Genomic DNA, 23,810 nt, shown 5'->3' on the forward strand with positions numbered 1-23,810 from the left:
CGGTTGCGGTGCCGCGGAAATCCGGCCAGAAGCATCAGGGGCTCGACGACAACCGAACAGCCCGCAAACACTGGCTCGAAACCGGATACGGGAGACTACTGAGTGGCTCGCATCACACTGAGACAATTGCTCGATCATGCCGCCGAATACGGCTATGGCGTGCCTGCCTTCAACATGAACAATATGGAACAGGGCCTCGCTATCATGGAGGCAGCCGAGGAGACCAAATCGCCGGTTATCCTGCAGGCGAGCCGCGGCGCGCGAGCCTACGCCAACGACGTGGTGCTGGCCAAGCTGATCGACGCGCTGGTCGAAATCCATCCCGATATCCCGGTCTGCATGCACCTCGACCATGGCAACAACGAAGCGACCTGCGTCACCGCGATCCAGCACGGCTTCACCTCTGTGATGATGGACGGATCGCTGAAAGAAGACGGCAAGACCCCGGCCGACTACGCCTATAATTCCGGCATCACCCGCCGCGTCGTCGACATGGCGCATTGGGGCGGCGTCTCGGTGGAAGGCGAGATCGGCGTTCTCGGATCGCTGGAGATGGGCGGCGGCGAACAGGAAGACGGCCATGGCGTCGAGGGCGTCATCAGCCACGACCAGCTGCTGACCGATCCGGTGCAGGCCGAACAATTCGTGCGCGACACCCGTGTCGATGCGCTGGCAGTCGCCATGGGCACCAGCCACGGCGCCTACAAGTTCAGCCGCAAGCCGGACGGCGCTGTGCTGGCCATGAACGTCATCGAGGAAATCCACCGCCGCCTGCCGAACATGCATCTCGTCATGCACGGCTCGTCCTCGGTGCCGGAGGAGCTGCAGGAGATCATCAACAAATATGGCGGCCAGATGAAGCCGACATGGGGCGTGCCGGTCGAGGAGATCCAGCGCGGCATCAAGCATGGCGTGCGCAAGATCAATATCGATACCGACAACCGCATGGCGCTGACCGGCGCGATCCGCAAGGTGCTGACCGAGAACCCGAGCGAATTCGATCCGCGCAAATATCTGACGCCAGCAATGGCAGCCATGCGAAAACTCTGCAAGGAGCGTTTCGAACAGTTTGGCACCGCCGGCAACGCTTCCAAGATCAAGCCGCTGCCGCTGCCGGAAATGGCCAAACGCTACAAGTCCGGAAGCCTCGATCCGAAATTTGGCTGACATATTCCGGTTCTGAGCAGGAGCCGCGTCGGCTCCTGCTCATCCGATCATGCTCGCGGCAAGAGATCGGCCCTGCCGGTCTCGATAAATGGCGCCCAGTAGTCGACCGACTCGCGGATCATGGCGACGACCTGATGGTCGACCGGCTCGCGCTCGCGGAACGACAGTTCGAGGCAGATCTCGTTGTCGGCGCCGCCGCCACGGCGAACCGTGTCCAGCAGCTTTTCCGGCGTGATGCGGCCGTCCTTGTTGTGGGCGGCAATGAACGGCCAATGGCCACCCTTGTTCATCGACGACTGCTTGACATGGATGATCGGCGATTCCTTTGGAAAAGCTTCAGCCCAGGCATAAGGGTCGATGTCGTCCGGATTGCTCGACGTCACGTCGCCATGGTCGATGTCGACCATCATGTTGAGCGGGATCGCCATGCCGGCGGCATCGATCTCGCGCTGCAGCGTCCGGCAGCTCTCGATCGTATGGCCGAACTCGCGGCCGACCGACATCGGCTCCCAGAACAGGTAGGTCAAGCCGGCTTCTTTGGCATGCTCGGCGACCTCGCGCCAGCATTCCAGCGCGATCTCGAAAAGCCGCGCGCGACGCTCAGGATCGTCGTAGTCACGATGGGTGAAGATCGCGAATTGCGTGCCCATGCCGGCAGCGCCGAGTTCGGCCGAAATTTCGGCAAAGGTCTTGAACCAGTCGACATAATAGCGCCGCACGTCGGCGTCGGGATGGCCGAAATGATTGAGCCTGCCGTAGGGGCCGGTCATCGCCGATGTTACGCGCACACCGGTGCGGTCGAGCGCGGTACGGAACAGACGGATGAATTTGGCGATCGTTGCGGCCGGCCAGCCGGGATTGACGAACTCATGCGTAAGCTGCACGTCCCGGATGCCGATGTCGTAGGCGATCGTATCGATCAGGTCGTCCGGCTCGGCAAATCGGTTGACCAGCGGATTGGTGTTGAGGGACAGTGTAAAAGCCATCAGCCGGCCTTCGCCAGCCGACTCGAACACCAGTCCTCGAACGCTTCTCTTTCCGCGCCGGACAGATGCAGGCCATGCTTGGTGCGCCGTTCCAAGATATCGGCCGCGGTCTCGGCCCATTCGTGCTCGAGCAGGTAGTTGGCTTCGCGCTCGAAAAAATCCTTGCCGAAGCGCCGCCCCAGTTCGGCGAGCGAGCCGGCTGCGCCAACCAGATCACGCGTCCTTGTGCCATAGAGCCGGCCATAATGCTTGACCAGCGAAGCCGGCATCCAGGGATATTCGTGGCCGAGATCACCGAGGAACTGCTCGAAATCGGCATTGGCGATATCGCCGCCCCGCAGATGCGCTTTCGAGGTCCACGGCTTGCCCATCTTCGGGAAGAACGGGGCGATGCGGTCCAGTGCGTGCTCGGCCAATTTACGGAAGGTGGTGATCTTGCCGCCGAAGACAGAAAGCAAAGGCGCCTGCCCCGCCGAAGCGTCGAGTTCGAAAATATAATCGCGGGTCACCGCGCTCGGATTGTCGGCATTGTCGTCATAGAGCGGCCTGACGCCGGAAAACGAATAGACGACGTCGCTGCGCGCAAGCTGGCGCTTGAAGTAGCGGTTGACCACTTTGATCAGGTAGTCGATTTCGCCGGCATCGGCGGTCACATCCTCCGGCCGCCCGTCATAGGGAATGTCGGTGGTGCCGATCAGCGCGAGATCGTTTTGATAGGGATTGATGAAGATCACGCGCTTGTCGCTGTTCTGGACGAGATAGGCCTGTCGCCCTTCCCAGAATTTTGGCACGACGATGTGGCTGCCCTTGACCAGGCGCACGTTCCGCTTGGAGTTCTGGCCGGCCACGCGGTTGACGATGTCATTGACCCAGGGACCGGCGGCGTTGATCAGCGCCCGTGCCCGGACTGTGGTCCTGACGCCGGTTCGACCGTCGCGCATCTCCACCGACCACAGGCCGTTTTCGCGACGGGCGGCAATGCAGGCGGTGCGGGTGAATATCCTGGCTCCGCGCTCGGCGGCGTCGAGCGCGTTGATGACGACCAGGCGGGCGTCGTCGACCCAGCAGTCGGAATATTCGAAGCCGCGCTTGAAGGCGTCCTTGATCGGCGCGCCTTCTGGCGCGGTGCGCAGGTCGAGCGTGCGCGTGGCCGGCAGCCGCTTGCGGCCGCCAAGATGGTCGTAGAGGAACAGGCCGAGCCGGACCAGCCAGGCCGGCCGGTCATCGGGGCTGTGTGGCAGCACGAAGCGCATCGGCCAGATGATGTGCGGCGCGGATTCGAGCAGCACCTCGCGCTCGATCAGCGCCTCCCGCACCAGGCGGAACTCGTAATATTCGAGATAACGCAAACCGCCATGAACGAGCTTTCCCGATCGCGAACTGGTGCCCTCGGCGAGATCGTCTTTTTCGCAAAGAATGACCGACAGGCCCCGGCCTGCCGCATCGCGCGCGATCCCGGCGCCATTGACGCCGCCGCCGATGACGAAGAGGTCGACGATTTCGGTCTCACCGCTCATCTCGCTCTATGCCCTGTCGTCAGCATGGATTGACCGGAGGCAGACCGGCGATGAAGCGGCGCACTTCCTCGGCCGCCTGCTCGGCCGCATAAGTCACCGTGCGCACCGACGCGCCGGCGATATGCGGCGTCAGTGTCACGTTCGGCAGCTGCAGCAAGGGCCAGTCGGCAGGCACCGGCTCGACGGCGAACGTTTCCAGCATGGCGCTGCCGATGTGCCCCGAGACGAGCGCCTCATAAAGCGCATCGTAGTCGACCAGCGGTCCGCGCGCGGTGTTGACGAAGATCACGCCCGGCTTCATCCGGGCAATGGCGTCCTTGCCGATCAGACCGCGCGTCTCTTCGGTGACCCGGGAGTGCAGCGTGACCACATCGGAGCGCGACAGCAGATCGTCCAGCGCAACCAGCTCGACGCCGGCATTGCGGTCCTCGGCGCTCAATTGCACATAGGGATCGCAAACCAGGATGCGGCAGCCGAACGCGCGCAGCAGCCGAACCAGCCTGGTGCCGATATTGCCGTAGCCGATGACGCCGACGGTCATTTCGTTGAGCTCGCGGCCGGTGCGGTCGGCGCGGTAGAGATCGCCGCGCCACTCGCCCTTGCGCAAGGCTTCGTGGCCGACGCGGATCAGCCGCGTCTCGGCGAGAATGGCGCCGATGGTGAACTCGGCCACGGCGCTGGCATTGCGACCGGGCACATTGACCACCGTGATGCCATGGGCCTTGGCGGCCGCCATGTCGATGTTGATCGGCCCGCCGCGCGATACCGCAACCAGCTTGAGCGTCGGCAGGCGCTGCATCATGCTTTCGGAGAGCGGCGCAAGCTGGGTGACGAAGATTTCGGCGTCGCCGATGAAATCCACCACCTCGTCGGGATCGCCGAAATACTCCTTGACCTTGTCGAGGCCGAGCGCGGCATTGCCGAATTGCATCGGCTCGTCGGGCCACGCGGTCTCAATGGTGCGGACGTCGAGATTGTCGCCGCAGGCCGCCTCGATTTTCTCGCGAAACACTTCCGGAAGCATGAAGCGGTCGCCGATGATCGCAATTTTCTTGGGCATGCTCTTCTCAATTCACGTCGGTTTGCCTGGATGCGGCCATCGAACGCCAGACCGGCCGCAGCGCCTCATGCGCCAATGCGTAGGACGGAGCCATCGCCTCATAGGCGGCGGCAAGTTTCCGGTCGCTGGGCTCGGCCGCACGGAGCAAAGGTGTGACCCATTCACTGACGCAATCGTCCATCGATGCGTACTGGCCGACGCAGACCGCAGCAATCATTGCAGCGCCCGCAGCACCGGCCTCCTCGCGCTCGCTGGTGCGAATATCCGCGCCGACCGCAGCACCCAGGATCTTGCGCAGAGCCGGGCTCCTGGCCGCTCCGCCGGTCAGGCGGATTTCCTTGGGCAGCGGCCCCATGGCGGCGTAGCAATCGCGTGCCGCGAAAGCCAGCCCCTCGAACACCGCGCGGACCATGTCGGCATAGCCGTGCCTGGACGAAATGCCAACGAAGCCGGCCCTGGCGTTGGCATCGACGAACGGCCCGCGCTCACCGGCCTCCGAGACATAGGGCTGGTAGAGCAGCGAGCCTGGCTCGGACGACGCTATCCACTGGTCGACCAGCGCGATCATCTCGCCATTGGTCCGCGTGATACCTTGCGAGGCGAGAATGCCGGAGGCGAGGCCAAGGACCCAGTCGATATTGAGCGTTGCCGCCATATTCGACTGCATCTGCGCAAAAACGCCCGGTGCCGGCATCGTCATCGTGTAGCCGGTTGCAGCCTCGTTGAGCAGCACCTCGTCCGGCGTTTCGGCAAGCCGCATATGCATTCCGGTGGAGCCGATGATCGAGCATCCCGGCTTGCGCTCGCGATCGAACAGGCCGGCGCCGAGCGCCGTGCAGGCGACATCGACATAGGCCAGGACGACCGGTGTGCCGGCGAGCAGGCCGGTCGCATCGGCTGCTGCCGCCGACAGCGAGGTGCTTTGCCTTGTGCCATCGACGATGGGCGGCAACAGATGCCGGAGATCGGTGACGCCGAGTACCTCGAGCACATCATCTGAATAGCCGCGCGTGCGGAAGTCGCCGAAGGTGAAGGTGCCCTCGGACGGGTCGGTGGCGCGGTGGCCGGTCAACTTGAAATAGAGCCAGTCCTTGCAGTGGAACGCCGTCGCTGCATTGGCAAGCATCGCGGGCATGTGGCGCTTCATGAAGACGAACTGCGATCCCTGCTGGCAGGCAGCGAGCCCGCTGCCGGTCTTTTCGAAGCGCAGCCGGTCCTCTGGCCGCGCGCGGATCTCCTCGACGACCGCGGCAGCGCGCGCGTCGAGCCACAGCCAGCCCTTGGCTACCGGCTCACCATCCTTGTCGATCAGCCAGGTGCCGTCGCCCTGGCCGGTCACGGCAACGGCAATGGTCCGGCCGGCAAGGTCCGGCACCTTGTCGGCGAGCTGGCGCAAGGTCGTCGCGGTATCGGCCCAGGTGCGCGTCAGGTCCTGCTCGGCGCCGCCGCCCGGCAGTGTCTCGTATTTATTGGGCAGCGCGGCGGACGCGATCTGCCTGCCCGCCGTGTCGAAGGCGACGGATTTGATGACTGACGTGCCGGCGTCGATGCCGATCAGCACATCCCGCATCAGGCAAGCTCCGTGCCGTGCGAAATGGCATTGCCGCTCGCCTGATCGAAGACGTGAAGGTTTTTCGGATCGATGCTGATCTTGATCGGCGCGCCAAGCTCCAAGCGGGTTCGGTCATGCTCGACCAGGACCAGCGAACCGCCGGCGAAATCGGCGGCGATGTGGGTCTGGTCGCCGAGCCATTGATTGGCCGAAACCGTCGCCGGCACACCATCCTTCGAGCGGCGAACCGCATAGGGCCTGACGCCGATAACGACGCGCTGCCGGTTGAGCAATTCGTCGCGAACCGGGCCGCTGAACGCATCCTTGTCGTAGTCGAGCGAAAGCCCGTCGGGCAGCTTGAGATTGATCTTGCCGTCAGCTGTGCCGACATAGGCCTCGAAGACATTCATCGGCGGCTCGCCGACGAAGGTGCCGGTAAACAGGTTTGCCGGCCGCTCCTTGAGCCTGTCAGGCGTGTCGAACTGCTGCAGCACGCCGCCCTCCATGACGGCGATGCGGTCGGCCAGCGCATTGGCCTCGGTCTGGTCGTGCGTGACCAGGATCGCGGTCAGGCCGCGCTCCTTGATGAAATGCTTGATGCGGCCGCGCAGCACGGCGCGAAGCTGTGGCTCGAGCTGGCCCATCGGCTCGTCCAGCAGATGCAGGTCGGCCTCGCGGATCAGCGCCCGGCCGAGGCTGGCGCGCTGCTGCTGGCCGCCGGAGATCGAGCTCGGATAGCGCTCGAGAATGTCCTCTATCTCGAGCAGCTTGGCGATGTTGGCAACCTTTGCATCGACCGCACTCTTCGCCAGCCTGGCGGCCTTGAGGGCGAAGGCGATGTTCTCACGCACGGTCAGCGGCGGGTAGAGCGAATAGCCCTCGAAGGCCATTGCGACGTTGCGCCTGACTGGCGGCAACGTGTGCACCTTGCGGCCGGCAACCGAGATGCTACCGCGCGAGACCTCTTCGAAGCCTGCGATCATGCGCAATGTCGAGGTCTTGCCGCAGCCGGACGAGCCGAGCAGCGCCACGATCTCACCCTTGGCGATTTCCATAGTCAGGTTCTTGACCGCATGCACGCCGCGGTCGATCGGGCCATAGAACTTGTCGACGCCTGAGAGGGCGATTGCGCTCGGGCTCATGCCGCTTCTCCACTGCGCAAATTGACGACGTTTTTTGAGCCGATGCGTTCGCCGCTTGTACGATCGAACAGCACGGCGCTTTTACTGTCGACGGCAATGTGGACATTGCCCTCGGATTGGCCCGGTGTCCCGGAAGGACGTGAAACCAGGATTTCACGGCCGCGCACGGTTCGCACCAGCGTGACGATCTTCTCGTTGAGCGGCGTCTCAGCCTCGACCGTCACCGGGATAGCGCCGGGCGTGCGTTCATCGACAAAAGCCAGCGCCTCCGGCCGCAAACCGATCACGCAGTCGCGGCCGACCGCCGCCTCATGAGCGCCGGCAAGATGGACCTGGACGTTGGACAGGCCGACATAGATGCCCTTGGCGTCCCGCGACGGCTTGACGTCCAGAAGGTTGATCGTCGGGTCGCCGAACAGCCGGGCAATCTCGACATTGGCCGGCTCGCGATAGATCTGCTCGGGCGTGCCGAGCTGTTTGACGACGCCCTGCGACATCACCGCGATGCGGTCGCCGAGCGCCATCGCTTCCTTGTAGTCCTGGGTGACGTAGATGACGGTCGCGCCGCGATCGGCGAGCAGCCTTGGCAGTTCGAGGCGCATCTCGAAGCGCAATTTGGCATCGACGTTGCGCAAGGGGTCATCGAGCAGCAGAAGCGGCGGCGAGCCGACCAGCGCGCGGGCAAGCGCGGTGCGTTGCTTCTGGCCGTTGGACAGCGCCCGCGGCTTGTGGCTGAGCACATGGCCGATTTTCAACAACTTGGCGACGCTCTCGACGCCGGCCTTGATCGTGCCCTGCGATGAGTGCTTCGCCTGCAGCGGCGTCGCAATGTTATCGAACGCCGTCATATGCGGGAACAGCGCGAAGTTCTGGAATGCCATGCCGACGCCGCGGAACTCGGCGTCGAGATCGGTCATGTCCTCGCCGCCGATGAGGATCTTTCCCTCGTCGGGATCGATGACGCCGGCGACCAGCCGCAATAGCACCGTCTTGCCGGCGCCGGACGGTCCGAACAGGACCAGCGTTTCGCCGTCGGCGACGGTCAGCGACAGATCGTCGAGAACTGTCTGGCTTTTATAGCGCTTGACGATGTTTCGCAGTTCGAGGCTTGCCATCGGACTATCCTTTCACCGCGCCAAGCGACAGGCCTTCGACGAGATAGCGTTGCGCATAGAGCGCGAGCGCCAGCGTCGGCGTGATCGACAGCACGATCGCCGCCGAGATCTGGCCATACTGGATGCCCGAAGACGTGATGAAGGCGAGCGCGCCGACCGTCACCGGCTGCTTGTCGGCCGAGGCGAGCACCAATGCAAAAACGAAGTTGTTCCAGGCAAAGATGAAGGCGAGCAGACCGGCAGCGGCGATTCCCGGACCGGCGAGCGGGAGCGCGATCTTGCGAAAGGTGGCAAACCAGGAATGTCCGGCAATGCGGTAGGCGTATTCGATGTCGGCCGGGATATCCTCGAAATAGCCGCGCACGATCCACAGGATCAACGGCAGGCAGATTAGCTGGTAGACCCAGATCAGCCCGATATAGGTGTTGGCCAGCCCGAGCTTCTGGAAATAGAGGGTGAGCGGCAGGAGCACCAGCAGCGCCGGCGCGAACCGGAACGACAGGAGCGTGAAGGCAATGTCCTCCGAGCCGCGGAATTTGTGCCGCGCAAAGGCGTAGGCCGCCGGAACGCCGAGCAGCAACGCGACGGCAACCGAGGTGACCGACAGAAAGACGGAATTCCACAGATTGCGCATGAAGGCGATGTCGAGCGTGCCGGCTGCCGTCATCAGCTTGCCGGTGATCAAGGCAGTGTAGTTGGCGAGCGTCGGCTCGAAGACAAGCTGCGGCGGAATCCGCAGGATTGTCTCGTTGGTCTGGAACGACATCATCAGGATCCAGACGATCGGGAACATGAAGAAGATCACGACCAGCGCCAGGGCAATGCCGCGCAGGATGCGTTCGAGAAGGGAGGTGTGTTCCATGCCAGCCTCCTATGCCTGTCCGCGGGCGCGTTCGCGGAGCCGCAGCCAGTTCTTGATGAAAATATTCGAGAGGAAATAGGTGATCGCCCACAGAATGATCATCAGCGCTGCCGAGCGGCCGACATTGGTCGACTGGAAGAAGTTGAGATAAGCCTCAACCTGGAACACGGTCAGCGTATCGCCCGGACCGCCCTGCGTCATGGCATAGATGATGTCGAACTGCTGGATGGAATCGAGCAGGCGGAACAATGTCGCCGTCAGGATATAGGGGGTCAGCATCGGCAGGGTGATGCGGAAGAAAACGAAGCTCCTCGGCACGCCGTCGAGTGCTGCCGCCTCGAATGGCTGCGTGGGCAGGCTGCGCAGGCCAGCAAGCAGCAGGATCATGATGAACGGCGTGTAGACCCAGATGTCGACAAGCACGACGGTGAGCAGTGCCGTCGACGGGGACGAGGCCCAGCGGAAATCCTGCAGCCCGATCAGGCTGGCGAGATAGCTGAGCACGCCAAAGCCGGGATTGGTCATCAGCTTCCACATCAGCGCGGCGAGCGCCGGCGCGGTCATCAGCGGCATCAACAGCATGATCGAGATAAAGTTGTTCAGCGTCGAGCGCTTTTGCAGCAGCATGGCGATGCCGAGACCGAGAAGCAGCTCGAGCCCAACGGTGATGCCGGCGTAGAGCAGCGACACCTGCAGCGTGTTCCAGAACTTCGGGTCAGTGAAGAACGAGATGTAGTTGTCGCCCCAGTTGAACTGCCGCGCCCAAGGCTGGCTCAATCGGTAGCGCTGGAAAGAATAGACCACCGATGTGAAGAACGGGATCAGGATGCCGATGCAGACCAGCAGGGCCGGCAAGCTGAGGAGATAGGGCAGCACCCGCTTGCTGATCCTGAAGCCCGACGGCCTGTTTCTTTGTGTTGTCGCCGCAGTCATCTGCTGCTCCGTCATCCTGTTGCTTCGCCGTCCCGGCCGCCCAAGGGAGCAAGGCGGCCGGTCGGGCGAGCAGGCGGTACCGCTCGGCACCGCTTCGCAAACGTGTCACATCCTAAAGGCTGGCCCGCGGGACGGGCCAGCCCTGGCCGCGGCTTAGCCGAGCCCGGCTTCCTTGAGCTGGCCGTTGATGCTCTCGGCCAACTTGTCGAGGCCCTCGTCGACTGGCACTTCCTTGGCCACCATCTTCTGCAGCGTCGCCGCCCATTCGGTGGTGAGATCGAAGAACAGCGGCTGCGGAGTGAACTTGATGCTGGCGCCCGGTGCCGAGACGTCGAACATCTCGACATAGCCCGGATAGCTCTTGTTCAGTTTGTCGCGGAACATCTGGTCGTTCCAGACCGACTGACGGACCGGATTGACGAAGTCCATCTTGGTCGCACCGAACAGACCGTGCTCGGGTCCGGATGCCCATTGCATGAAGTACCAGGTGGCGTCCTTGTCCTTCGAGAAATTGGACATCGACAGCGACCAGATCCAGATATTGGGCGTCGGTGCCTTGGCGGCGGGATTGGCCTTGAAAGCGGAAAAGGCGAGCTTGCCGGCCATTTTGTTGTCGCCGCCATTCATGAAGTAGCCGAGGATATCGGCGTCGAAAATCATCGCCGAGGCGCCGGCACCGAGATCGGTGCCGACCTGGTACCAGGTGTAGGTCGACCAGTCCTTGGGGCCGCTCTCCTGGATCATCTGGACCCACTGTTTGTGGAAAGCCTTGGATTCGGCGGTGCTCATCGCGGCCGACAATTTGCCGTCGGCCGAGACGTTCAGGTCCTTCTGGTCGAAATTGGCGTAAGCCGACAGGAAGCCTGGGTGGATCGTCGCCCAGGAGCGCGAGCCCCGCACGCCGATGCCGTAGACACCGCCACCGACGTCCTTGGTGAGCTTCGCTGCCGTAGCTACCATCTCATCCATATTGCCGGGAACGCTGACGCCGACTTTGTCGAACATGCCCTTGTTGTAGGTGATGTTGTTCTGCTCGAAGCCCCACGGAATGCACCATTGCTTGGCGTCTTCCGACCCGAGCGCGCCGCCCGGCTTGCCGTTCCAGGCGCAGGAACTCCTGACACCAGGCAGGAAGTCGTCCCAGGCATATTTCGGGTTGGTCTTGGCCGGATCCTTGATCCATTCGTTGAGGTCGGTGATCCAGCCGGCCGGACCGTAGGTCCAGGTCATGTAGGCGCCGGTCATGAAGGCATCGTATTCGGGCGAGCTGGCCGACAGTGCCGCGGTGACCTTGTCGAAATAGACGTCTTCCGGAAATACGTCGTAGACGACTTCCATGCCGGTCAGCTGCTTGAAGTTGTCGAGGTCGGCAATCATCGCATCGGCATAAGGATGCTTGTTGAGCAACAGCTTGATGGTCTTGCCCTTATGCGCCTGCCAGTCGAAATCAGCCGCCAGGGCGCGGGTCTGCCCGAGGTTGAGCAGGGTGCCGGCGGTGCTGGCGGCAAGGCCCATTGCACCGAGGCCCTTGATCAGCCCACGGCGGTCGACTTGTCCACGCAGGAACGCGTCGATGAGGTCTTTCTCTTTCTCATGCATTTCTCTTCTCCTCCACAGGGTAGTTTCAACGAAATGATTGCCGGCTACCCGACCGGCGTCTGTTCCACGAGCGATCGCGCCGTCCGCTCGTCGGTTATCAGGCCTTTGAGATAGCGGCCCTCCAGCACTGACTTGATGGCGCGAACCTTCACCTTGCCGCCGGCAACGGCGACAATCCTGCGGTTGCTGATGTCCTCGCGAGCCAGTGCCAGCGCCCGGTCGGAAAGCGTCGTCGCAACGGCCTTTCCGGCATCGTCGAAGAAATGGCCGAGCAGTTCGCCGACGCCGCCATTGCGGCGGATCTCCTCCATCTCGCCCTTCTCGATCATACCGGTGGCGACAAGCGAGGCCTCACGCTCGGCGGTGCCGATGCCAGCGATGAGCAAGTCGGCGGACTTGGCGAGGTCGAAGACATCGCTGACGCCTTTCTGCCCGAGCAACACGGTTCGATCCTCGACCGTGTTGGCGAACATCGGTACGGGCATCACATAGGCCTCCGCACCAGTCCGCTCGGCGACGCGGTGGATGACGTCATGCGGATTGGCCGAGAACTTGCGCGTCAGGCCGCCAAGCAGCGAGACGAAACGGATCCTGCCGGCCGATATGCGCGGCAGATATTCCACGCAGGCGGCAAGCGTGCGGCCGTGGCCGACCCCGATCAGCGCCTCTTCGCCGCGTTCGATCTCGCGCTTGAGAAACTGCGCGCCGGCGATGCCGAGCGCCTTGAGCGGCAGGTCTTCGGCATCGAAGTCCGGAACCACCTCGCAATAGTCGAGGCCGTACCGGCCGGACAATTCGTCCTCGAGCTCCACGCATTCGGAGACTTCACCGTCGATGTAGACTTTGACCAGGCCTTCCTGATTGGCCTTGGTGATGAGGCGATGCGCCTTGAGACTGGTCAGGCCAAGCCGTTTGGCGACCTCCGACTGGGTCAGGCCGCCGGCATAATGAAGCCAGGCGGCACGGGCGGCCATGCCTGTCTCATCGTCGCGCAGCAGGCCGTTGCCAAAACCAACCATTCCGCCCTCTGATATTTTTATCAGTTGCTGCAAAATTTTTCACAAGGCGTCGCCCGAGTCAAGCAACCGTTGCGTTTAAATCTCCGTCCGGGAGCTTGCCGGCCGGGGCCCGGGTGTTGGCCGAGCAGGGCCAAGCGAAATCAAATGGGCAGGAAACAATACCGCCCGCGCGTATTTAAAACGTTTGCAATCTCGCTTGGACTGATTACAAACGTTTCAAACTTCGTTCGGGAGGAACGATGCCGCCCCGCGTTACGACCCTCAAGGAACTTGCTGCGCAGCTCGACCTGTCGATTACCACCGTTTCGCGCGCGCTTGCCGGCCACGAGCAGATCGCCTTGAGAACGCGCCAACGCGTCGCCGAGGCCGCGCGCCAGGCCGGCTATGTGCCGAACACGGCAGCCCGCACGCTGGTCTCCGGCCGCAGCGGTTTTGTCGGCATGGTGCTGCCGATCCGCGGCCCCAATCTGGTCGATTCCTTCCTCGGCGAATTCGTCACCGGGCTCGGCGAAGGGTTGGTTCCGCACGGCTCCGACCTGATCCTGGCCGCAGCGGCGCAGGGCCAGTCAGAACTTTCCGTGCTTCGCCATGTTGTCGAATCCGGCCGCGCCGATGGCGTTGTCGTCACCCGCATCGCCGAGGTCGACGAGCGGCTCGCCTATCTGCGCCAACGCAATTTCCCGTTCGTCGCGCATGGCCGGCTGCTCGACGGCGACTTTGCCTACCATTGGCTCGATACCGATGGCGCGCACGCATTCGGCGAGGCCTTCGACATGCTCTACGATCTCGGACACCGCCATTTCGGCCTGGTGACGATTTCCGAGCCGATGACATTTCGCCATCTCAGACAGGACGGGCTCGCTGCCGCGATTGCGCGCCGGGGCGATCCGTCCGTCAGGCTCGATGTGGCGACGGCGCCGCGTTTCGATCGCGGTGCCCGCATCCAGGCAATCAACCGGCTTCTGCACGCCACCGAGCGGCCGACGGCGATTATCGCGCTGTTCGACGAGCTGGCGCTGACGGTGATGGAAGAGGCGAGGCGCGCCGGACTTGCCATTCCTCGCGACCTTTCGGTGATCGGCTTCGACAACATAGCCGCCTCCGCCTATGCGCCGCCGGGGTTGACCACTTTCGACGCTTCGATCCGGCAGTGCGCGCGCGAGATCGGCGAGATGCTGCTGACTGTCATCGGCAACAGGCCGGCGGCGCCGCTGACGCGACTGGTCCGGCCGACAATCGTGTCGCGGGCAAGCCATGGCTCGGTACCCACAGGACAGAACTGATGCCCGCTTCGCGGCGCAACCCAGGGAGGAAGATGACGATGAATGCTTTGAGGATATTGGCAGGCGCCGTGCTGGCGCTGTCGCTTGCTGCCAGCGCAGCACAAGCCCAGCAGGTGTTGTTCTGGTCGACACAGGCGCGACCCGTGGAAGAGACGCAGAAAATGCGCGGCGAAGTGCTGAAGGGGTTTGACGGCCAGGTCGACTATCAGGTCGCCGAGGACGGGCCTTGGCTCACCCGACTGCAAGCCGAGCTGCAGGCGGGCTCCGGCAGCATCGGCGTGCTCGGCGGCCTGCACGGAGATTTCTCCACCGTCGGCGCCAACCTTGTCGATCTGTCCGGCATAGATCTCGGCGGCGTCAAGGTGAACGATGCCTACAAGAAGCTCGGCATGCTCGGCACCGGAGAGCAGAAGTACCTGCCATGGATGCAGGCCACCTTTCTGATGGTGGCCAACAAGCAGGCGCTGCAATATCTGCCGGCCGGCACCGATCTCAACGCCATCACTTATGACCAGCTGATCGAGTGGGCGAAAAACATCGCTGAAAAGACCGGCTCACCCAAATTCGGTTTTCCGGCCGGTCCAAAAGGGCTGAAGCACCGTTTCTTCGAGGGTTTTCTCCTTCCATCGTATACCGGCTCGATGGTGACCAAGTTCCGCTCGGCGGAGGCCGAGACGGCGTGGAACAAGTTCAAGGAACTGTGGCAATACACCAACCCGAACTCGACCAACTATGCCTTCATGCAGGAGCCGCTGCTGACCGGCGAAGTCTGGGTGGCATTCGACCACGTGGCGCGCCTCGCCGACGCCTTCAACCAGAAACCCGACGAGTTCGTCGCCTTCCCGGCGCCGGCCGGCCCGGCAGGCCGCGGCTACATGCCGGTGGTCGCCGGCGTCGCTATCCCGAGGACCTCGCCTGACATGGACAAGGCCAAGGCAGTGGTCGCCTATATGCTGAAACCGGAAACTCAGATCGCGACGCTGAAGGCGACAAACTTCTTCCCCATCGTCGACGTCAAGCTGCCCGATGACATGCCGGCCTCGGTGAAGGCCTTCAGCCCAGTGATCGCCACCATGACCGGAGCTCCCGATGCGTTGCCGGCGCTGCTGCCGATGGGACTTGGCGGCCTCGGCGGCAAGTTCAATCAGATCTACACCGACAGCTTCGAGCGCATCGTGCTCGGCGGCGAGGATGTGCACGGCGTGCTCGACGAACAGGCGACGGCGCTGAAGACGATCATCGACCAGGTGAAGGCGCCATGCTGGGCGCCCGACAAGCCCTCGCAAGGCGCCTGCCCGGTCGATTAAGAATCCTCCCCGGGCGTCCGGACTTTTCAGCGCGCCGGGCGCCCACCCCTTTTTAAGCGTCGAATAGAGAGCGCTCCATGCATGGCAAGGCCCTGCCCTATCTGCTGCTGATGCCGGCGACGCTGTTCCTCTGTGTCTTTTTCCTCTATCCGTTCGTGTTGGTCGGCTTCGAGGCGTTCACCCGCGACGGCGGCTTTACGCTCGACAATTTCCGCACCATGGCGGGCAGCTGGAAGTTTCCGGTCACTGTTCGCAACACGCTGCTTCTCAGCGCCGTCGTCGTGCCCATCCAGCTGGTCATGGCGCTGCTGATGGCAACGGTGGTGTCGCGGCTTGAAACCGGGCGCAGCGCCGCGCTTTACATCTTCGCTATTCCGCTCGGCATCTCCGATCTCGCCGCCGGGCTGATCTGGCTCGCCATCTTCGACCAGTCCGGCTTCCTGAACACCTTGCTCTCCAATCTCGGCGTCATCGACAGGCCGGTCATGTTCCTCGGTTACCAGAGCAAGCTGACGATCTTCATTGCCGTGGCGCTGGCCGAGATCTGGCGCGCGACCGCCATCATGATGGTCATTCTGGTCGCCGGCATGGGGCTGATCCCCCGGGAATATTACGAGGCAGCCGAGGTCTTCGGCGCTAGCCCGTGGAAGCGCCTCATCAAGATCACGCTGCCTCTGTTGCGCCCAAGCCTGCAGACGGCGATCATCCTGCGCGTCATCCTTGCCTTTGAGGTCTTTGCCGTGGTTGCAGCACTCGGCGGCACCAATCTGCCGGTGCTGATGGGCGAGACCTACAATTGGCAGTTCACGCTGCAGGACCGCAATGTCGCCGCCGCCATGGCGCTGTTCATCCTCGCCATCTCGATCGGCTTCACGCTGTTCTTCCTGCGGGTGCTGCGTGTACCGAAGGAGGCTCGCATATGAGCACCGTCGCGGAGCTCTCGATCGCCGCGCCTGAGGCCCGCAAAGCCGGCAACTGGTTGCTGGTCGCAACCGTCATCCTGCTTTGCGTCTGGGTGCTGCTGCCGATCTATCTGTTGATCGTCAACGCGCTGTCGTCGCCGGAAGAGGTGACCGCCTTTCCCAAGCGCTTCTTCCCGTCATTCGATTTCGGCAGCCTTTCTTTCTTCATCAATTTCGCCGGTGTCGCCAAGGCGCTGTGGAACTCCGTTCTCGTCGCCACGCTGACGATGCTCCTCTCGATCGGCTTCGGCGCACCCGCGGGCTACGCGCTGTCGCGCTTCGAATTCCCGGGTAAGGAAACGTTCCGTTTCCTCGTGCTGATGACCCGCGCCTTCCCACTGCCGCTGCTGGCGCTACCGCTGGCGGTGATGTTCATCCGCACCGGCCTCGACGATACCGCGATCGGGCTGGCGCTGGTCCACACCACGCTGGCGCTGCCATTCGCGGTGCTGATCACTTTCTCGCTTTTCTCCGGCATTCCAGTCGAGCTGGAGGAAGCAGCCTGGACGCTCGGCTGCACGAGATTGCAGGCATTCCGAAAAATCAATCTACCGCTGGCGCTGCCAGGCATCGCGGCGTCGGCGGTATTTGCCTTCACAATCTCCTGGAACGAGGTGTTTGCCGCCGCCGTGCTCACCATCGAGAACCGGACGCTGACCGCCTTCCTGCTTCAGAGCCTCGGCGAATCGCCGCTCTACCTCAAATTCGCCGGTGGCGCGGCACTGGTCATCCCGGCGCTGATCTTCATCTTCGCCGTTCGCAAATATCTGTTCGCCATGTGGGGGATCGCCAACCGATGACGCGCACAAAAGAGAACGCCGATGGCTGAGATCGCCATCAAGCAGGTCGCAAAACGTTTCGGCGGCTTCACCGCGCTGCATTCGATCGACCTGACCATCGCCGACCAGGAATTCATGGTGCTGCTTGGCGCCTCGGGTTGCGGCAAGACCACGCTGCTGAGGATCGTCGCCGGGCTGGAAACGCCAAGCCAGGGCGAGGTCTGGATCGGCGGCCGTCGCGTCGACCATCTGCCGCCGCGCGAACGCGGCATCGCCATGGTGTTCCAGAATTACGCCGTGTTTCCGCACCTGACCGTGTTCGAGAACATCGCCTTCGGTCTGCGCATGAAGAAGCTGCCGCAGCAGGAGGTCGAGGGGCGCGTCAACCGCACCGCGGAGCTCATGCATATCGAGCAGCTTTTGAAGCGCTATTCGGGCCAGCTTTCCGGCGGCCAGCGCCAGCGCGTGGCAGTCGCTCGGGCACTTGCAATGGAGCCGGACGTGATCCTGATGGACGAGCCGCTGTCGAACCTCGATGCGCTGCTGCGGCTCGAAATGCGCGCCGAGCTCAAGGGCGTGCTGGCGGCGTCAAAGACCACCACCATCTACGTCACCCACGACCAGGTCGAGGCGATGAGCCTAGCCGACCGCATCGCCGTCATGCATCAGGGCCATATCGTCCAGGCCGCCTCGCCGGTAGAGGTCTATCGCAATCCGGCCGCACGCTTCGTCGGCTCCTTCATCGGCAACCCGCCGATGAATTTCATCCTGGCGACGAAGGCGGCAGATGGCAGCTGGACCGTCGCCGGGCTGACGCTGCCCGGCCCCAAATCGGACAAGCAGACGATAGAATTCGCCATTCGCCCCGAGGATGTCGACGCCGGCACCGAAGGGCTGCACGCCACCGTGCGCGTTGTCGAGCCGCTCGGACCGCACACGCTGGTCACCTGCGATGTCGAGGGCGGCCTGTTCCGCGCCATCCTCGAATCGAATGTCACGGTCGCTGTCGGCGATCACCTGCGGCTCTTGCCCAAACCCGACCGCATCCGCTGGTTCGATCCTGAAACCACCAACGCCCTTTGATCCCGCCAACGCCCTCAATCTCGAAAGTACGAACGCATCAATGATCTCTCTTGCCGTCAACGAAACCATCGCTCGTGCCGTCGAGGTGCTCAGGGAAAACGACCACGGCGACTACACCATCCCGACCAAGGGCCTCTATCCGTTCCAGTGGAACTGGGATTCCTGCCTGACCGCGCTCGGTCTTGCCCACTATGACGAGGCTCGGGCCTGGACCGAGATCGACACGCTGTTCGCCCACCAGTGGCCAGACGGCATGGTGCCGCACATCGTCTTCCATGTCTGGAGCGACGGCTATTTCCCCGGGCCGGAGGTCTGGCGAACGGACCGCCCGACCGCCACCTCGGGCATCACCCAGCCGGCGGTCGCCGGCTTTGCCGTGCGCCGCCTGTTCGACCGGGCAAAGGACAAGACGCTGGCGGCCGCGCGCGCCCGAGCGCTGCTGCCGAAAATCGATGCCTGGCACCGCTGGTTCTACGAACATCGCGACCCGAACGGCGAAGGGCTGGTCGCCATAATCCACCCATGGGAGTCCGGCCGCGACAACTCGATCGACTGGGACGAGGCGTTCGAGCGCGTGCCGACCGAAGGCGTCGAGCCCTACACCCGCCGCGACATCCTGCACGCCGATCCGGCGCATCGTCCGACCGAGGCACAGTATGACCGCTATATCTGGCTGCTGCAGCATTTCCGCGGGCTTGGCTGGGACAACGCCCGGCTGCACGATGCCTCGCCATTCCAGGTCGTCGATCCCGGCTTCAACGCCATCCTGATCCGTTCCGCCGCCGATCTTGCCGATCTCGCCGAGGCACTTGACGAAACCGAAATCGCCAAGGCCAACCGCGCCCGTGCCGAAAAGGGGCTTTCAGCAATGGAACGGCTGTGGAGCGACACACATGGCCAGTACATTTGTTTCGACCGAGTGGCCGGAAAGCTCGTTGACAGCGCGTCGGTCGGCGGCATTCTGCCGGTGTTTTCGGCCATTCCGGCAAGCCGGGCAGCGGCCATCGCTGCAACGATCGAGCGCATCGCCGGCAAGGCGCGTTACATCGTCCCCTCGCACGATCTCGATGATCCCCGCGTTGATGCCAAGCGCTATTGGCGCGGCCCGGTCTGGCTGGTGGTCAACTACATGATCGCCGACGGCCTTGCCGCGGCCGGCCACAGCCAAATCGCACAACGGATCACCCAGTCCAGTCTCGACCTGATCGCCGAGAGCGGTTTTGCCGAATATTACGATCCCCTTAGCGGCGAGCCGCTCGGCGGCAGCCGCTTCACCTGGACCGCAGCGATGGTGATCGAGTTCCTGAAAGGCAGAGCCTGAACGCTTCCGCCTGGGCCGCCGGCTATCAAAGCCCGTTCTGTCTGCCGAATAACAGTCGACACCATTTGCGTCTGAGGCATGTCCTGGCCCGTCAAAACAGGGCCAAGGCATGCCGATCTTCACCATGCCAGAGCTATAATAATTCTTCACAAACCGCTATCTATACTGCGTTGGGGCGGGGAGAAGCGAGGCTTGGAATTCGATCTGAAAACCATTGAGGCGCTTGCTCCCGATCAGGCGTCGCTGAGCGCCGCCTCCAAGCTCACCAAACGAACGAACTGGCCGCGGCTCGAAAAGCATGAGCAGCAGGCGCTCATCTGGGGCGAATGCCAGGGCTCCGGTTCCAATCCTTATCGAGTGGTGGTCGACACGGGCGATCACGGCTACAAATGCACCTGTCCCTCGCGCAAATTCCCATGCAAGCACACGCTGGCCCTGATGTGGATTGCCGCCACCGCGCCAGCCAGTTTTGCCGCTGCCAATACCACGCCGGAATGGGTGAATGACTGGCTTGGCCGACGCAGGAAGACAACGCCACAGCCGGCGCAACCGGTACCCGGCGCGGAAGCCAAGCGCATCGGCGAAGCCGCACAAGCCGACGAAAGCACCGCCGTTGAAGACATCGCGGCGCTGGAGCGTCGCGAGGCGGCGCAGCGCAAGCGGGCGGAAAGCACACGAGAAGCACTGTCGGCTGGGCTCGATGAGCTTGACCAGTGGATTGCCGACCAGTTACGGCTCGGTCTGTCCGGGTTTGTCGACGCCAGCAGCGACCGTTGCCGGCGGATTGCTGCGCGGCTGGTCGATATGAAGGCAGCCGCGCTCGCCGGCCGTATCGACGAGATTCCGTCGCGGCTGATGGCGCTGCGCAGCGAGGAACGGTCTGATGCGGCAATCCGCGAGCTCGGCAAGCTCGTGCTGCTGGCCAAGGCGTGGCGGGCGGCGCCCGACGACCCCGAGCTGAAGCGCCTCGTATCGACGTCTGAACCCCGCGAACAGGTTCTCAGCAGTCCGGATGCAAGACAGGTTGAAAGCCTCTGGGAAGTTCTCGGCGAGAAGATCGAGAGCCGCCGCGATGGTCTGGTCAGCCATTCGACCTGGCTGCTCGATTTGAAGAGCGCCACCCCGCAATTTGCCTTGCTGCTCGACTTTTTCCCGGCTTCGGCCGGGCGCCGGTCCAACGCGTTTGCACCAGGCGACCGTTTCAACGCCCGACTGGTGTTTTATCCGTCACGTATGCCGCTCCGCGCCCTGGTGGCGGAGCGCACTGGCGAAGTTGCGCCCGGCGCGTGGCCCGATTTTGCTTTTGGTACCGCGAAGGATCCGCTCGCCACGCATGCTTCCCATCAGGACGCCGCGCCCTGGATCGCCGATTGTCCCCTCATGTTGCCGCCCGGCGCTATCCTGCTCGACGATCGGAGCACGGCATGGTGGCAGGCGGAGGATGAACCGCAGGGGATCGCCTTGCCGATCGCCGGCGCGGTAGATCAAACCTTGCTCGGCCTCGACCTTGCGGCCACGGCAGCGCTCTGGAACGGCGCCCGGCTTGAGCTTCTGGCGGCGCAAAGCGAGTTTGGGAGGCTTGATCTGGCGTGAACGAAAGCGAGCAAACAGGCCTGGCGGCAATGCGCGATTGCTGGATCACCGGCGGTGCTACGTTCGATCTGGCTCCGACCGGATGGAAGGCAATCGCCGGCGGTGCAAGTCCCGACGAACAGGAGCGCCGGCTCCTGGCAATCGCAGCACAAGCGCTCGACGTCGCGCTGCGGCCGGCCGCGCCGACGACACTCAAGCGTCGTCCGCCGCTGCCCAGACTTGCCCTGCCCATTCTGCCGGCACGATTTCGCCCGTTGTTGAGAGCCGCTCTGAAGCACGCCGCCGACGCGAGGCGAAAGACACGCGTGGCGGCGCTCGTCGCCAGCCGCGATTTTGTGCTCCATCCCATGGACTGGATGCCCTCGGATCAGACCTGTCCTGACGTCTACGCACCATGGGTAGACTGGCAAGCAAGCATGGACGGGGAAAGACATGCCCCGCGAGAGAAACTGACGGCGGAAAACTGGGATGAGTTCTATCCCGCCGCGCGACGCTTGGCCCTTGCCGATTTGCGCCGTACCGACCCGACATCGGCTCGAATGTTGATCGAAGCCAAGGCGTCGGGCGAACCGGCGGAAGTCAGGCTTGCGCTGGTCGAGCTTATGCGCTTCGGCCTGAGTGCCGAGGACGCGCCTTTCCTGAAAAGCCTTTCCGCCGACAGGTCCGGCAAGGTGCGCGAACTGGCTGGCCGGCTGCTGGCAAGATTAGGAGAGCACGTTCGCCCGAGCGACGGTGGACCGGACGATCCCGTAGCCGAGCCCGCCGCCCTTATCACTGAAGGCAGATCGGGCTTCATCCGCCGCCGGACGATCTACACTCCGGCAAAACTAAAATCCCAAGCGCAGGAGCAACGCCGCGCCGAGCTGTTCGAGATATGCAACCTCGTCGACCTTACCGAACGGTTCAACACTACGGAAGCCGAATTCATAGCAGGCTGGCAATTCGGCGCCGACAATAAAGCCGACATCCTGATCGCACGAATGGTCGCCGCCTCAGGGAGCGAAGCCGCCCTTACGCAGATGGCGGATACGCTTATCGCCGAAGGCGGCAAACCGGCGCTGTTCGTGCTTCACCTCATGCCGCGCCTGGACAGCCGCAGAAAGCGTGTCCTCATCAGGCTGATCCTCAAGGAGACGACTTATCTTGGCATGATCAACCTGGCGGAAGGCACCGATGCCGACTGGCTGGAATGGGACGACCTGACGAATGGACAGGCGCTCGCCGCACTGCGTTCCGCCGCCGGCGGAAAAGACGACGCCGCGCGGCGGGGTCTCGACGATGTACTGGAGACGATCGGCTTCCTTGCCACCGCGACCACGGCAGCGAAATTGATCGACGACATGGTCGAGGCGGGCGTGCCGCCCGCGGCTCCTTCACTCGGGCTTCTACGTCTCAACGCATCACTGGCGGGGCCTGGAACCAACACATGACCAATCCGGAGAACAGCAAAATGAACGCAGCCATCCGCCTCCCGGTCGAGCAGGCCTACGCTTCGGAATTGCAGGCGCTGGCGCGCGACGACGATCGGCAGAGGCCTGCCGGCTGGAGCCTGTCGCCACAGGCTGTGCTGACCTATCTGCTAGGCGGGAAGGCCGGTGACGGCACCTTGGTAACGCCAAAATATGTCGGTCGCCGCCGGTTGATGGAAACCGCGGTAGCGACGCTCGCCACCGACCGAGCACTCTTGCTGCTCGGCGTTCCCGGAACCGCCAAGTCCTGGGTGTCGGAACATCTTGCCGCCGCCATCATGGGCGACTCGACGCTGATCGTGCAGTGCACGGCCGGCACCGACGAGAACCAGATCCGCTATGGCTGGAACTATGCGCAGCTACTGGCAAAGGGCCCGAGCCAGGAAGCGTTGGTGCCGACGCCGCTCTACCGAGCCATGCAGAACGGCAAGCTCTGCCGGCTGGAGGAACTGACCCGCATGGGCTCGGACGTGCAGGACACGCTGATCACCGTGCTTTCCGAAAAGATGATGCCGATCCCGGAATTGAACACCTCGATCTACGCCCAGCGCGGCTTCAACATTATCGCCACGGCAAACAACCGCGACAAAGGTGTCAACGAGCTCTCCTCGGCGCTCAAGCGTCGCTTCAATGTCGTGGTGCTGCCATTGCCGGAAGACATGGCCGAAGAGGTGGCTATCGTCTCCAAACGGGTCGATGAGATGGCTGGCGGCCTCGACCTGCCGGTACCGAAAAACGTCGGCGAGGAGATCGCCCGTGTGCTGACCATCTTCCGCGAATTGCGCTCCGGCGCGACTGCCGACGGCAAGGTGACGCTGAAGACGCCTTCCGGCTCGCTGTCGACCGCAGAAGCGATCGCCACGATGGTTGGCGGGCTCAGCCAGGCGGCGTGGTTCGACAGCGGCAAGCTCGGCGCCGAAGGTCTCGCCGCCAGCCTTGTCGGCGCGATCGTGAAGGATCCGGTGCAGGACAAGGTGGTGCTGGAGGAATATCTGGAAACGGTGCTCAAGAAGCGGCCCGACTATGCCGGCTATTACGCGGCGCTGAACGCAGCGATCTGA

The 23,810-nt window shown here is 63.3% G+C and carries 20 protein-coding genes; 10 read left to right on the plus strand and 10 right to left on the minus strand.

The window, feature by feature from the left end; all coding sequences use genetic code 11:
• Positions 1-102 precede the first annotated feature (102 nt).
• The gene (fba, locus tag RQ479_RS15645; RefSeq protein ID WP_376705759.1) at positions 103-1,167 is read left to right on the plus strand and encodes a class II fructose-bisphosphate aldolase; all 1,065 of its coding nucleotides are present in this window, start codon (positions 103-105) and stop codon (positions 1,165-1,167) included.
• A 47-nt stretch (positions 1,168-1,214) separates the two neighbouring features.
• On the opposite strand, the gene RQ479_RS15650 is transcribed toward fba, so the two are convergent.
• The 10 genes from RQ479_RS15650 to RQ479_RS15695 all read right to left on the minus strand — a co-directional run bounded on the left by RQ479_RS15650 (position 1,215) and on the right by RQ479_RS15695 (position 12,952).
• A complete protein-coding gene (locus tag RQ479_RS15650; protein WP_376705760.1) occupies positions 1,215-2,153 on the minus strand; it encodes a sugar phosphate isomerase/epimerase family protein in 939 nt (312 codons plus the stop codon).
• Positions 2,153-3,670 carry a glycerol-3-phosphate dehydrogenase gene (locus RQ479_RS15655; protein ID WP_376705761.1) on the minus strand — a complete coding sequence of 506 codons (1,518 nt, stop codon included), beginning with the start codon at positions 3,668-3,670 and terminating at the stop codon, positions 2,153-2,155. Before RQ479_RS15655 ends, RQ479_RS15650 begins: the two co-directional genes overlap by 1 nt.
• A 19-nt stretch (positions 3,671-3,689) precedes the next feature.
• The gene (locus RQ479_RS15660) at positions 3,690-4,730 is read right to left on the minus strand and encodes a 2-hydroxyacid dehydrogenase (RefSeq protein ID WP_376705762.1); all 1,041 of its coding nucleotides are present in this window, start codon (positions 4,728-4,730) and stop codon (positions 3,690-3,692) included.
• Between the two features lie 7 nt (positions 4,731-4,737).
• Complete coding sequence (locus tag RQ479_RS15665) at positions 4,738-6,300, minus strand: FGGY-family carbohydrate kinase (RefSeq protein ID WP_376705763.1); 1,563 nt, start codon at positions 6,298-6,300, stop codon at positions 4,738-4,740.
• Complete coding sequence (locus RQ479_RS15670) at positions 6,300-7,424, minus strand: ABC transporter ATP-binding protein (RefSeq protein WP_376705764.1); 1,125 nt, start codon at positions 7,422-7,424, stop codon at positions 6,300-6,302. The genes RQ479_RS15665 and RQ479_RS15670 overlap by 1 nt, the downstream gene beginning before the upstream one ends.
• Positions 7,421-8,539: an ABC transporter ATP-binding protein gene (locus RQ479_RS15675; RefSeq protein WP_376705765.1), complete on the minus strand. Its 1,119-nt coding sequence runs from the start codon at positions 8,537-8,539 to the stop codon at positions 7,421-7,423. Before RQ479_RS15675 ends, RQ479_RS15670 begins: the two co-directional genes overlap by 4 nt.
• A 4-nt stretch (positions 8,540-8,543) precedes the next feature.
• Entirely contained in the window at positions 8,544-9,401 is an 858-nt protein-coding gene (locus RQ479_RS15680; protein ID WP_023676025.1) for a carbohydrate ABC transporter permease, read from the minus strand.
• A gap of 9 nt (positions 9,402-9,410) precedes the next feature.
• Entirely contained in the window at positions 9,411-10,334 is a 924-nt protein-coding gene (locus RQ479_RS15685; RefSeq protein WP_352466031.1) for a sugar ABC transporter permease, read from the minus strand.
• A 153-nt stretch (positions 10,335-10,487) separates the two neighbouring features.
• Entirely contained in the window at positions 10,488-11,933 is a 1,446-nt protein-coding gene (locus tag RQ479_RS15690) for an ABC transporter substrate-binding protein (protein WP_376705766.1), read from the minus strand.
• A 44-nt stretch (positions 11,934-11,977) separates the two neighbouring features.
• A complete protein-coding gene (locus RQ479_RS15695; RefSeq protein ID WP_023676028.1) occupies positions 11,978-12,952 on the minus strand; it encodes a sugar-binding transcriptional regulator in 975 nt (324 codons plus the stop codon).
• Positions 12,953-13,191: 239 nt separating this feature from the next.
• Between RQ479_RS15695 and RQ479_RS15700 the strand changes: the two genes are divergently transcribed.
• The 9 genes from RQ479_RS15700 to RQ479_RS15740 all read left to right on the plus strand — a co-directional run bounded on the left by RQ479_RS15700 (position 13,192) and on the right by RQ479_RS15740 (position 23,810).
• The gene (locus tag RQ479_RS15700; RefSeq protein ID WP_376705767.1) at positions 13,192-14,235 is read left to right on the plus strand and encodes a substrate-binding domain-containing protein; all 1,044 of its coding nucleotides are present in this window, start codon (positions 13,192-13,194) and stop codon (positions 14,233-14,235) included.
• Positions 14,236-14,273: 38 nt separating this feature from the next.
• A complete protein-coding gene (locus RQ479_RS15705; RefSeq protein WP_376705768.1) occupies positions 14,274-15,542 on the plus strand; it encodes an ABC transporter substrate-binding protein in 1,269 nt (422 codons plus the stop codon).
• 77 nt (positions 15,543-15,619) lie between these two features.
• On the plus strand, positions 15,620-16,465 hold the full coding sequence (locus tag RQ479_RS15710; RefSeq protein ID WP_352466027.1) for a sugar ABC transporter permease: 846 nt from the start codon (positions 15,620-15,622) through the stop codon (positions 16,463-16,465).
• On the plus strand, positions 16,462-17,304 hold the full coding sequence (locus RQ479_RS15715; RefSeq protein WP_376705769.1) for a carbohydrate ABC transporter permease: 843 nt from the start codon (positions 16,462-16,464) through the stop codon (positions 17,302-17,304). The genes RQ479_RS15710 and RQ479_RS15715 overlap by 4 nt, the downstream gene beginning before the upstream one ends.
• 21 nt (positions 17,305-17,325) lie before the next feature.
• On the plus strand, positions 17,326-18,366 hold the full coding sequence (locus tag RQ479_RS15720; protein WP_376705770.1) for an ABC transporter ATP-binding protein: 1,041 nt from the start codon (positions 17,326-17,328) through the stop codon (positions 18,364-18,366).
• Positions 18,367-18,406: 40 nt separating this feature from the next.
• Complete coding sequence (locus RQ479_RS15725; protein WP_376705771.1) at positions 18,407-19,687, plus strand: trehalase family glycosidase; 1,281 nt, start codon at positions 18,407-18,409, stop codon at positions 19,685-19,687.
• Between the two features lie 192 nt (positions 19,688-19,879).
• Positions 19,880-21,280, plus strand: coding sequence for an SWIM zinc finger family protein (locus RQ479_RS15730; protein ID WP_376705772.1), 1,401 nt, complete (start codon positions 19,880-19,882; stop codon positions 21,278-21,280).
• A complete protein-coding gene (locus RQ479_RS15735) occupies positions 21,277-22,710 on the plus strand; it encodes a DUF5691 domain-containing protein (RefSeq protein ID WP_376705773.1) in 1,434 nt (477 codons plus the stop codon). The genes RQ479_RS15730 and RQ479_RS15735 overlap by 4 nt, the downstream gene beginning before the upstream one ends.
• A 20-nt stretch (positions 22,711-22,730) precedes the next feature.
• On the plus strand, positions 22,731-23,810 hold the full coding sequence (locus RQ479_RS15740; protein WP_352466020.1) for an AAA family ATPase: 1,080 nt from the start codon (positions 22,731-22,733) through the stop codon (positions 23,808-23,810).

The sequence above is a fragment of the Mesorhizobium sp. ISC25 genome (assembly GCF_042295465.1).
Taxonomy (GTDB): Bacteria; Pseudomonadota; Alphaproteobacteria; order Rhizobiales; family Rhizobiaceae; genus Mesorhizobium.